Annotated in this window: 13 protein-coding genes and 1 pseudogene; 6 read left to right on the top strand and 8 right to left on the bottom strand. The window is 61.7% G+C overall.

Going from position 1 to position 9,913, the window contains the following annotated elements:
* From EN969_RS05600 to EN969_RS05570, 7 genes and pseudogenes are all read right to left on the bottom strand, one after another.
* Positions 1 to 319: pseudogene (locus tag EN969_RS05600) on the bottom strand (hypothetical protein); the annotation flags it as partial.
* Between the two features lie 71 nt (positions 320 to 390).
* Positions 391 to 1,263 carry an undecaprenyl-diphosphate phosphatase gene (locus tag EN969_RS05595; RefSeq protein ID WP_013532086.1) on the bottom strand — a complete coding sequence of 291 codons (873 nt, stop codon included), beginning with the start codon at positions 1,261 to 1,263 and terminating at the stop codon, positions 391 to 393.
* 189 nt (positions 1,264 to 1,452) lie between these two features.
* On the bottom strand, positions 1,453 to 1,650 hold the full coding sequence (locus EN969_RS05590) for a hypothetical protein (protein WP_027162632.1): 198 nt from the start codon (positions 1,648 to 1,650) through the stop codon (positions 1,453 to 1,455).
* Between the two features lie 185 nt (positions 1,651 to 1,835).
* Positions 1,836 to 2,234: a GFA family protein gene (locus tag EN969_RS05585; protein ID WP_013532088.1), complete on the bottom strand. Its 399-nt coding sequence runs from the start codon at positions 2,232 to 2,234 to the stop codon at positions 1,836 to 1,838.
* 187 nt (positions 2,235 to 2,421) lie between these two features.
* Positions 2,422 to 3,378 carry an alpha/beta hydrolase gene (locus EN969_RS05580; protein WP_063167839.1) on the bottom strand — a complete coding sequence of 319 codons (957 nt, stop codon included), beginning with the start codon at positions 3,376 to 3,378 and terminating at the stop codon, positions 2,422 to 2,424.
* Positions 3,379 to 3,418: 40 nt separating this feature from the next.
* A complete protein-coding gene (locus EN969_RS05575; RefSeq protein WP_024504356.1) occupies positions 3,419 to 3,904 on the bottom strand; it encodes an SRPBCC family protein in 486 nt (161 codons plus the stop codon).
* A gap of 199 nt (positions 3,905 to 4,103) precedes the next feature.
* Positions 4,104 to 4,352 carry a ParB N-terminal domain-containing protein gene (locus EN969_RS05570; protein WP_013532091.1) on the bottom strand — a complete coding sequence of 83 codons (249 nt, stop codon included), beginning with the start codon at positions 4,350 to 4,352 and terminating at the stop codon, positions 4,104 to 4,106.
* 197 nt (positions 4,353 to 4,549) lie between these two features.
* Between EN969_RS05570 and EN969_RS05565 the strand changes: the two genes are divergently transcribed.
* On the top strand, positions 4,550 to 4,966 hold the full coding sequence (locus EN969_RS05565) for an acyl-CoA thioesterase (protein ID WP_024504355.1): 417 nt from the start codon (positions 4,550 to 4,552) through the stop codon (positions 4,964 to 4,966).
* Between the two features lie 15 nt (positions 4,967 to 4,981).
* Here EN969_RS05565 and EN969_RS05560 read toward each other — a convergent pair whose 3' ends face one another.
* Positions 4,982 to 5,941 carry a LysR family transcriptional regulator gene (locus EN969_RS05560; RefSeq protein ID WP_127224109.1) on the bottom strand — a complete coding sequence of 320 codons (960 nt, stop codon included), beginning with the start codon at positions 5,939 to 5,941 and terminating at the stop codon, positions 4,982 to 4,984.
* 135 nt (positions 5,942 to 6,076) lie between these two features.
* On the opposite strand from EN969_RS05560, the gene EN969_RS05555 reads away from it, so the two are divergent.
* From EN969_RS05555 to EN969_RS05535, 5 genes are all read left to right on the top strand, one after another.
* Positions 6,077 to 6,859 carry an ABC transporter substrate-binding protein gene (locus tag EN969_RS05555; protein ID WP_063167837.1) on the top strand — a complete coding sequence of 261 codons (783 nt, stop codon included), beginning with the start codon at positions 6,077 to 6,079 and terminating at the stop codon, positions 6,857 to 6,859.
* A gap of 64 nt (positions 6,860 to 6,923) precedes the next feature.
* The gene (locus EN969_RS05550) at positions 6,924 to 7,571 is read left to right on the top strand and encodes an amino acid ABC transporter permease (RefSeq protein ID WP_063167836.1); all 648 of its coding nucleotides are present in this window, start codon (positions 6,924 to 6,926) and stop codon (positions 7,569 to 7,571) included.
* Positions 7,572 to 7,583: 12 nt separating this feature from the next.
* Positions 7,584 to 8,243, top strand: a complete 660-nt coding sequence (locus tag EN969_RS05545; RefSeq protein ID WP_013532096.1) for an amino acid ABC transporter permease — start codon at positions 7,584 to 7,586, stop codon at positions 8,241 to 8,243.
* Complete coding sequence (locus EN969_RS05540; protein ID WP_063167835.1) at positions 8,240 to 9,004, top strand: amino acid ABC transporter ATP-binding protein; 765 nt, start codon at positions 8,240 to 8,242, stop codon at positions 9,002 to 9,004. The genes EN969_RS05545 and EN969_RS05540 overlap by 4 nt, the downstream gene beginning before the upstream one ends.
* An 8-nt stretch (positions 9,005 to 9,012) precedes the next feature.
* Positions 9,013 to 9,913, top strand: a 901-nt coding sequence (locus tag EN969_RS05535) for a N,N-dimethylformamidase beta subunit family domain-containing protein (RefSeq protein WP_348632373.1), incomplete at its 3' end; no start/stop codon positions are given.

Here is a 9,913-nt window from a genome sequence, read left to right as displayed (position 1 = left end):
GCGCGAGGTTCGGGTGATACATGCCGGCATTGATGCCGAACAGCATCGTGCGCCCGATCGCCTGTTGCGCGGCATGCAGATTGTGCAGCGACTGAAACGGCTTGCCCGCCGCATCCTTCCAGAACAGCTCGAGCTGATATCGTTTCGGATCGACCTCGCAAACGAGATAGCTGGTCGCCTCGAAGGTGAAGTCCCGGCATGGTGGCAGCGAGACAACCCACTGGCCGAACGACGCGCCAAGCGCCGCCACCGACGGCAGCGCCCCCTTGGCCATCGCCAGCAACAGTGGCACCGATTGCAGGAGGGTCAAAAAATCCATGTGCGTACCGGAATCGAAGTTCGAGGTCCGGTACGGATATAGCCCGTTTCAAGCGATACTGTGGAACTGCCTTAGACGAGCCATCCCATGGCGACGCTCGACAACAAGACGATGCCGAGCAGGCCGCGATAGATGACGAACGGCCAAGCCGAGAAACGCTCCAGCACGCGCATCAGCCCCCATATGGCGAAGAAGGCGGAGATCGACGCGACGACCAGCCCGACAGCAAGCACCGACCAGCCATGGGCGTCGAGATGGACCTTGTGCAGTTCCCAGAGTTCCTTGAGGCCGGCGAGCGCGATGGCAGGCAGCCCGAGCAGGAACGAGAAGCGCGCCGCTTCGGCCCGTTTGAAGCCGAGCCCCAGTGCCGCTGTCAGGGTCGAGCCCGAGCGCGAGACGCCGGGGACAAGCGCGCCGATCTGGGCGATACCGACGAGCAGCGCATCGGTCAGCGACGCATCGCCCATGCTGCGCCGGTGACGGGCAAAGATCTCGGCCAGCGCCAGCAGGATCGCCATGGCGATGCAGGCCCAGCCGATCACCGTCAGGCTACGCAGCGGCGAATTGCAGGCGTTGAGCAGGCCCGACAGCGCAACGCCGGCGATGACGATGGGGATCGTCGCCAGCACGATCCAGAGCGCCAGCTTGAAATGCCGGTCGGCGAAATCGCGTCGCGCCAGAGCGTCGAGCGATCCAAACAGGATATCCCTGACGTCGCTCCAGAAATAGCTGACCACCGCGGCAAGGGCCGCAAGCTGCATGGCGGCGGAGAAGGCGGAGCCAGGATCCTGCCAGCCGAGCACGGCCGGCACGATGCGCATATGGGCAGTCGAGGAAATTGGCAGCAGTTCCGTGATGCCTTGCACCACGCCGAGGAACGCCACCTTGGCGAACCCCAGGCCGACGAAGCCCGTGTCGAGGCCTTGGGTGCAGATATCGGCCAAAATCGAATTCCGTGCATGAGAGATCGGAGTTGCGTGGACCGACCATCGGTCAATCCCGGGCAAGCCTTATCGTCATGGGCCGGATAATCAATTTACGGATTTGTAAGCTGGCACGCCGAGGTGCACGCCGTTCGAAAACCGGCCCACCTTGGGGCCGGCTTGAGGCACACAGGGAAAATCGCAAAGCGACTACGGGCAGAGCCAGAGTTTCTGGCATGTCCTGGCGATCACATGCGCCGGCGGCACTTCGGGCTCATCGGTCGAAGGCCGGCGAGCCCGTTCGAGCAGCATGCGCACCTGTTCGGGACGCACACGATCGCGCTCCATCACAAGCAGGACCATCGGATCTCTCAAAAGCTCGTCCAGGGTGCTGATGCTGTCGTTCATCCGTCGTCTCCTCGAATGCCGTACCCGCGACCCTTAAATAGGACGACAAAGATGGCTCGCCAATGACGCTTTGCCGGCTATCTCGTGTCGATTTGGATTAAATTTTGGCCATGCTTGCGCTCTTCCCTTCCCCTGGCGCTGCGCGTCGATCCACCTTCTTCCACAACAAGGGGAGAAGGGAAAAATTAGCCTGGCGGAGGGGCGCCTTCGTATTTCGGCAGGCCGTCATCAAGCACCAGCCAAGGCTGCTTCGAGGCCGTGAAAATATGCATTTGCGGCTTGAAAACCGTGGGATCGTCGAGCGAACCGGTGGTGATGCCGATAATCCCTGCGGAATCACGTCGGGAGAACAGCGTTGTGCCGCAGCTCGGGCAAAAGCCGCGCTTGAGATCCGGTGAAGAGCCTATAGTCGCCAGCGGCCCATCGATCGTCACGTCCTCGATGCGAAACAGCACGCGTGCGTTGAAGGCGGCGCCGATCGCCTTCTGGCAAAGCCGGCAGTGGCAGACGCGTTCGTTGATGGGAGCCGCGTCCGCGCGGTAGCGCACCGCCTTGCACAGGCATCCGCCCTCATATCTTGCCATTGTCTGGATCCACTGGTGGGAGAGAATAGGCGCGCAACGTATCGGCGGGGCCGATTGGGTCAATTGAAAAGCTTTGATGCAATGTCATCGCTTGTGCTGATGCGAGTTGGGATGAAGCCATGACGCCGAAAGCCGTCATGGAGCCACGGAATGCCGGCTGCCCGCCAACAGCCGGCGGTTTTGGCGTTCACTCCATTTCGCCGACGACCTCGTCCCAGGTCTTGACCTTGGTCTGGCCGTTTAGGAACGGCAGCGCGGCGGCCGTCAGCTCCGGGGCGAAGAAGACATCGTAGTGGGTGCGGTTGGGCAGGATCGCCAGGCGGTTCTGCGACAAGTTCTCGCGCATCCAGCCGGCGTCCTTCAGTCCGCCGCCGAGCATCTGATAGAACTTGATCTCGTGTTCGGGCTTATACATATCGCTGTCGCCATAGACCAGCATGACAGGCATCTTCAGCTTGGCGACATCGGCCGAGTAATCGCGGTTCTGACGCATGAAGCCGCCCAGCGCATCGAGGAGCTTCGGGAACTCCTCCGGATGTGGCGCCACCGCGACGTAGGATTTGTACATCGGCGTGTCCTTCATGAACTCAGCCGCGGCTGCGCTCACCTGTGCCTGCTGCGGACGCATCTCGTCATAGAAGCCGTCCGTGGCGTAGCCGGTCGATACCAAGACGAGGCGGCGCACCGCTTCGGGATGCTGGACGGCCATGCGGAAGGCGACGCCGCCGCCTAGCGAATAGCCCATGACATCGACCTGGCTGTAACCGAGCGCCTTGACGATGGCGGCCATGTCGTCGCCCATCGCCTCCACGGTGAATGGTCGGTCACCCAGCGCGGTGCGGCCGTGACCCTGCAGGTCGACGCCGATGACGGTGCGGTTTTCGGCAAGTTTCGGCAGGATCGGCGCGAACATATCCGTGGTGCCAAGACCACCATGCAGCAGAAGCAGCGGCTCGCCCTTGCCATAGATTGCATAGTAGTAGTTCAGGCCGTTGATCGTCAGAAGGCCGGACTTTTCCGGCTTCGGCAGTGCATTCGTTTCAGTCGTCATGGCAGGTTTTGTCTCCTCTGCATTGATGATGCCCGGGCAGGCAAGCAGTGCTGCGGCCGAAGCAAAAATGGCGAAAAACAGGGTTTTGAACATATCGATCTCCTCTCCTGTCGATATCAAGGCGTTATGCGGATCAAAGCGTTTTGGCGAGTTCTTCGAGCTGGTCGGCGCACTGTCCCCAGCCCTCGTGGAACCCCATCTTCTCATGCTGTTCGCGGTCGGCGACGCTCCAGTGCCTGACCCGAGCGATGTAGCGGGTCTTGCCGTTGCCCTCGTCCTCGAAGGTCAGCGCGACGGTCATGAACGGCTTTTCCGAAGGCTGCCAAGCCTCAGTGTAGGCGTCGGTGAGGACGATCTTCCTGCCGGCAACGACTTCGAGGAAGACACCTGGGTTGGGGAACTCGTTGCCGTCCGGGCTGGCCATGACGACAAGGCTCGAGCCACCGGCGCGCACATCCATCTCCGCGCGCGGCGTCGTCCACGGTTTTGGAGAGAACCAGCGCGTGATCAGTTTCGGATCGGTCCAGCAGCGATAGACGTTCTCGCGCGGCGCATCGATGATGCGGGCGAGAACCAGTTCGCGGTCGTTGGTGGGGGCGATGTCGAGCTTGGTGGTCATGATGGCGTCCTGCGTTTGATCTGGCTTCCGTCCCAAGGACGAGCCGATGAACCGCAAGCCGACATCGGCCAGCGAAAATTTTGCGACACCGTTTCGATTGACCCGAGGCGTCACTCACCTTCGTCATCCACGGGCGGAGCACGAACGCAGCTCCGTCGCGGAGACCCGAGGATGACAAAGTGATCGATGGGCCAAAGCCTTAGTGGCGCTTGGCTTGCACCAGATAGGCCTCGATCTCGGTCTCGCCGAGCCACTTTGCCGCTTCCAGCCGGTGCAGGCCTTCGACGAGGATGTGGCGCTTGCCGTCATGGCGGACCTGGATCGGCGTCTTCATGCCGTTTTCCAGAATGTCCTCGGCGAGATGGCGGACGGTCTCGGGATGCAGCGTTTTCTTGCGCGCCGTCGGCACGTAGATCTCGTCGACCTTGACCTTTTGCACTCTGAGCATGCCGACCCCCGTGGCGGAAACGCCGCCACCCCTGAAATAGTCCGTTTGATGGAGGTGGCCAAGGGTGCGGCTAACGAATACGAAGTCCGAAGGCCATTCTCGGTTCGAAGATGCCAGGGACAGCAGATCGTTTGCCTGTCGTCGCGCGTTTCGATATTGCGTCTGCGCGATCGTCGAAGGCCACGGAGCAAATCCCCATGAGCAAATCTCTCGTCACCTTTGTCGGCGTCGCTCATCCCTGGATGTGCGACGTGATGGGGCACGTGAATGTGCGTCACTACGCGGCGATGTTCGATGATGCCAGCTTCCAGCTTCTCGGCCATATTGCCGGACAGGACGACAACCAGGCGTCGCAGATCGGATGGGCCGACGTGCGCACCGAAATCGACTATCGGCATGAAACGAAAGCCGGTGCACTCATCACCATCCGCTCGCATGTCGTGAAGATCGGCCGCACCTCCATCACCTTCGAACAGGTGATGTTGGGCTCGCTCGACGGCATTGTCCGCGCATCGAGCCGGACGACAAGCGTGCGCTTCGACCTTGCCGCGCGCGCCTCGGTCGCTCTGGACGAGCCGATGCGCGACCGCTCTTCGGCCTTCTTGATCGAATAAGCCTGTCTCCGCCCGTCAGCCTATGTAGATGCGGTCATCGAGGGGCGTGTCGGCAATCAGCGTCTGCAGCCCTGACAGCAGCGCCTTCTCGGCGCGGTTCATCACCTTGTCCGGATTGACCAGCAGGAAGATGTCGATGGCCGGCGGCGCGTCATAGGGCGGCAGCCGCCACAGCATTCCATCCGCCACATCCCGCCGCGCGACGTGCAGCGGCAGCGGCCCAATGCCCAACCCGGCGACGATCATGCGCCGCACCTCTTCCAGGCTCGAGGACACGCCGACGACATCGGCATTGAGCCGGGCCTCGCTGCGCAACAGCGCGACCGGCCGCAACGCATCCGAGATATGGTCGGTCTGGAACGATACCGAGGGCTCGCCTCGGAGATCGGTCAGCGTCAGCCCGGTTTGCCCGTAAAGCCTGTGCTGCGGCCCACAGAAGAAGCCGAAGAACTCGCGGTAGACCATCGCATATTCCAGCGCCGGATCGCGCTGGCTGACCAGGCAGATGCCGAAGGAAGCACGCCGCTCCCTCACCTGCTTGGCGACTTCGGTGCTTGCTGCGACTGAAATGGTGATGCTGGCGTGCGGGTAGTTGCTGTGGAACTCGGACAGCGCCTGATCAAAGAGCGGCGAGACGACATGGCTTGCCGTCGCGATCATCACATGGCCGGTAACATCGTCGCTGATGCCGCGCATCAGCAGCGGCAACTGCGATATGGTGCCGAACACCTCGACGCTCTGCTCGTAGAGAAGCCGCCCGACCTCGGTCAGTTCGAAGCGCGTCGCGTCGCGCTCGACCAGACGCCGGCCCACCCGGTCCTCCAGTCGCCGCAGAGCATTGCTGACGCTGGGTTGCTTGAGGTTCAGTCGCTCCGCAGCTCGCGTGATGCCCTTCACCTCCGCGATGACGACGAATGTCCTCAGAAGGTTCCAGTCGAGATCCCAGACCAGCCGTTCGGGGCGTGGAAGTACCATTCCTGATATCTATGCTCTCTATTCGCATTATCTATTTGCGCAATGATACCGCAAAGGCAATCATTGATGACAGGAAAGCGTCTGCACGCCTCCCAAGAACAAACCTTGCGCGCCATCCAGAGGAGAGGAAATCAGATGAACAGAGTATTTTCCGGCATCGCCGTTGCGGCCCTGCTGCTTGCGTCGACCTTCACTGCCGTTTCGGCCAGGGCCGACGACCTCGAAAAGATCAAGGCGGCGGGCGAGCTGAAGATTTCCATGAGCGGTCAGTATCCGCCCTTCAACTTCGTCAACGACCAGAATGAAGTCGTCGGTTTCGACGCCGATATCGGCAAGGCCATCGCCGAGCGCATCGGTGTCAAGGGCACCATCATCACCACGGCCTGGGACGGCATCATTGCCGGCCTGCTCGCCAACAAATACGACACCGTCGTTGGCTCGATGACGATCACGCCTGAGCGTGAAAAGGTGGTCGATTTCGTCGGGCCTTACTACCACGCCGGCCGCGCCGTTTTCGTCAGCGAGCAGTCGAAAGTGCAGAGCCTCGACGACCTCAAGGGCAAGACCATTGGCGTGACGCTGGGCGAGACGCATGAGAAATGGGCGCGCGAAAAGGGTGGCTGGGATATCCGTACCTACAAGGGCCTGCCGGAAATGCTGCTGGAGCTGAGGGCCGGCCGCGTCGACGCGATAGTCGTCGACAACATTCCGGTCATGGTTGCCGTCAAGGAGACGGGCGAGAAGGTCCGCAAGCTCAACACGCCCGATATCGAAGGCGGCGCTGTTGCCATCGGCATCGCCATCCGCAAGGACAATCCGGAGCTCAAGGCTGCGATGCAGAAGGCGCTGGACGACATGCTGGCGGACGGCAGCTACGAAAAGATCTCGATGAAGTGGGTCGGCAGCGACATCCGCTGATCTCTCCTGGCTTCAGGCGAGCAAAGCCGCCTGAAGCCGAGCGTTACTCCTGCTGGACCCTTTCATGGATTTCTCCTTGATGCAGCGCGTCTTCCCGTTCTTCGTGGAGGCCGCCTTGGTGACGATCGAGATCACGGTGTTGGCCCTGATCCTGGGCCTCGCGGCTGCTTCATTGGCCGCGGCCGCCAAGATGTCGAAATCGGCAATCCTGCGGACCATCGGCACGCTCTATGTCAGCCTGTTTCGCGGCACGCCGTGCCTGATCCAGCTCTTCGTGCTCTATTTCGGCGGCCCGCAGATCGGCATCAATCTGGAGCCGTTCGCCGCCGGCGTTATCGGCCTCGGTCTCAACATCGGCGCCTATATGGCGGAATCGATCCGTGGTGCGCTGGTCGCGGTCGACAGGGGCCAGACGGAGGCCGCCCGCACAACAGGCTTCAGCCGTTTCCAGACCTTGCGCAAGGTCGTGCTGCCGCAGGCCGCACGGCTGATGATCCGGCCGCTCGGGGTCAATACGGTTGCTTTGTTGAAGGGATCAGCACTTGTGTCGACCATTTCAGTCGTCGAACTGACCTACACCGCCCAGCGCTTCATCGGCTCCACCTACAAGCCGTTCGAGATATTCGGCGTTGCAGCCCTGCTCTACATGATCATGGTCTACGCGGTTGCGCGGATCGTCGACCTGCTCGACAAACGCTTCGCCATCGTCTGACCGGAGAGCACGATGCAAGGTTTGGATTTCACCGTCGTCGCGCCCTACTGGGACCTTCTGTTGATTGGTGCCTGGTGGACGGCGGTGCTGACGGTCTCGGCGGGCGCACTCAGCTTCGTCGGCGGCATCCTGTTCGCGGTCATCGTGCTCTACGCCCCTAAGATCGTTGCCTATCCCGTGCGCGCGCTCATGTGGGTGTTCATGGGCACGCCGCTGCTGTTGCAGCTGTTCCTGATCTATTTCGGCCTGGTGCAGATCGGCATCGACATTCCTGCCCTTGCCGCCGGCATTGTTGGGCTCGGCCTGCACTTTGCCGTCTACAATGCCGACATCATCCGCGCCGGCATCGTGGCCGTCGATGTCGGCCAGACGGAGGGTGCGCGCAGCATCGGCTTCGGCAAGTGGCAGACGCTGCGCCATGTCGTGATACCGCAAGCCATCCGCAACACGGCACCACCGATCGGCGGTAATCTGATCGCGCTGTTGAAGGAATCCTCGATCGTCTCGGTCATCGGCATCGCCGAGTTGGTCCATTCGGCCCAGCTGGCGATCAGCGAAACGTTCCGCCCGTTCGAGTTCTACATCACCGCAGCGGCGCTTTATTACATTCTCAATCTTGTGCTCGAGGCGGCTTTGCGTCGGTTTGAAAGACATGTGGAGGTTTCCCGATGAGCACGCAGCGGCCAATGGTCGAGGTTCGCGGCGCGCGCAAATCGTTTGGCGCCGTCGAGGTTCTCAAAGGCATAGGCCTGTCGGTCGATCGCGGGCAGATCGTCGCCATCATCGGCCCGAGTGGCTCCGGCAAGAGCACGCTGCTGCGCTCCATCAACCATTTGGAATCCCTGGACTCCGGTGAAGTCTGGCTCGACGGCGTGCAGGTCAACCAGAAGCTGCACGGCCATGCCTTCGAGCGGCACATCAACAAGGTGCGCCAGCAGATGGGCATGGTGTTTCAGCACTTCAATCTGTTCCCGCATCTGACCGTGATCGAGAACATTTCCATGGGACCGATCATCCTAAAAGGCATGACCAAAAGTGACGCGCATGCGCTGGCGCATAGCCTCTTGTCCAAGGTCGGGCTCGCCGACAAGATCGACGCCTACCCCTCGCGGCTTTCGGGCGGCCAGAAGCAGCGTGTGGCCATTGCCCGTGCACTGGCGATGCAGCCCAAGGTGATGCTGTTCGACGAAGCCACCTCGGCGCTCGATCCGGAACTGGTCGACGAGGTCAACGCGGTGATGAAACAGCTTGCCGCCGAACACATGACCATGCTCATCGTAACGCATGAGATGCGCTTTGCCGGCGAAGTGGCCGACAGGGTGCTGTTCATGGATGACGGCGTGATCGTCGAGGAAGGCCCGCCCGGCGACATGTTCCGCGCGCCGCAGAAGGACCGCACGCGCAGCTTCCTCAAGAAATATCTTTCCGCCTGAGTATGACCATGACCAGCCCAAACACGGAATTCCCCGATTTCGGACTGACGCCGGAGCAGCGCCGCCACGCGGTGCGCGGCCACTATTACGAGTGGCCAGGCATGGATGGCGAGCGCGGCGAGATCTGGTGCTACAGCGACCGGTTTTCCTATCGCGCCGGCGAAACGGTGGCTTTGCATGTCAGTTCGACAGCTGCGACGTTCGGCATCACAATCACCCGAGATGGCGGCAGCGAAAACAAAGTATTCGAGAAATCGGGCATCGCGGCACGCTGGCAGGACACACCCGACCAGTGTTCGGCTGAAGGCTGCGGTTGGGACCCATCCTTCGAATTTCGCGTCGGAGCGGGCTGGCCGTCCGGCGCCTATCGGGTCACGCTGACCGCCGACGGGCTCGACGGCAAGCCGATCCAATGCCACCATATTTTCATCGTCTGCCCGCAGCCGGGCCGCAAACCTGGCCGCGTGCTCCAGGTGGCGGCGACAGGCACATGGCTGGCCTACAACACCTGGGGCGGCTCCAACCACTATCAGGGCATCACCGGGCCGGATCGCAACCAGTATTCGCCCATCGTCTCGACGCAGCGCCCCTGGTGCCGTGGCTTCGTCGTGCTGCCCAAGGATGCGCCGCGTGTGCCGCTGGAGGTCGCTGTGCCGCCGAAGACCGTGCCGCGCTATCCGCACATGGAGTGGGCGCTCGCCACCGGCCATTCGAAGAAATACGCTTCGTCCGGCTGGGCCAGCTACGACAGCCATTTTTTCCGCTTCGCCGAGCGGGCCGGCTATCAAGTCGATCTCGCCAGCCAGCATGATCTGCATTTTTCGCCGGAAATTCTCGACGGCTATGACTGCGCCGTGTTCGTCGGCCATGACGAATACTGGACCTGGGAAATGCGCGATGCCGTCGACG

The sequence above is a fragment of the Mesorhizobium sp. M7A.F.Ca.CA.003.01.2.1 genome (assembly GCF_003998945.1).
Taxonomy (GTDB): Bacteria; Pseudomonadota; Alphaproteobacteria; order Rhizobiales; family Rhizobiaceae; genus Mesorhizobium; species Mesorhizobium ciceri.
This window is presented reverse-complemented; position numbering and strand designations above follow the sequence as displayed.

Excerpts from the sequence above, each read along its gene's own strand:
- EN969_RS05570 (WP_013532091.1), bottom strand. The coding sequence starts at position 4,352 with ATGCTCAGAGTGCAAAAGGTCAAGGTCGACGAGATCTACGTGCCGACG.
- EN969_RS05540 (WP_063167835.1), top strand. The coding sequence starts at position 8,240 with ATGAGCACGCAGCGGCCAATGGTCGAGGTTCGCGGCGCGCGCAAATCG.
- EN969_RS05550 (WP_063167836.1), top strand. The coding sequence starts at position 6,924 with ATGGATTTCTCCTTGATGCAGCGCGTCTTCCCGTTCTTCGTGGAGGCC.
- EN969_RS05575 (WP_024504356.1), bottom strand. The coding sequence starts at position 3,904 with ATGACCACCAAGCTCGACATCGCCCCCACCAACGACCGCGAACTGGTT.
- EN969_RS05590 (WP_027162632.1), bottom strand. The coding sequence starts at position 1,650 with ATGAACGACAGCATCAGCACCCTGGACGAGCTTTTGAGAGATCCGATG.
- EN969_RS05585 (WP_013532088.1), bottom strand. The coding sequence starts at position 2,234 with ATGGCAAGATATGAGGGCGGATGCCTGTGCAAGGCGGTGCGCTACCGC.
- EN969_RS05580 (WP_063167839.1), bottom strand. The coding sequence starts at position 3,378 with ATGTTCAAAACCCTGTTTTTCGCCATTTTTGCTTCGGCCGCAGCACTG.
- EN969_RS05565 (WP_024504355.1), top strand. The coding sequence starts at position 4,550 with ATGAGCAAATCTCTCGTCACCTTTGTCGGCGTCGCTCATCCCTGGATG.
- EN969_RS05555 (WP_063167837.1), top strand. The coding sequence starts at position 6,077 with ATGAACAGAGTATTTTCCGGCATCGCCGTTGCGGCCCTGCTGCTTGCG.
- EN969_RS05560 (WP_127224109.1), bottom strand. The coding sequence starts at position 5,941 with ATGGTACTTCCACGCCCCGAACGGCTGGTCTGGGATCTCGACTGGAAC.
- EN969_RS05545 (WP_013532096.1), top strand. The coding sequence starts at position 7,584 with ATGCAAGGTTTGGATTTCACCGTCGTCGCGCCCTACTGGGACCTTCTG.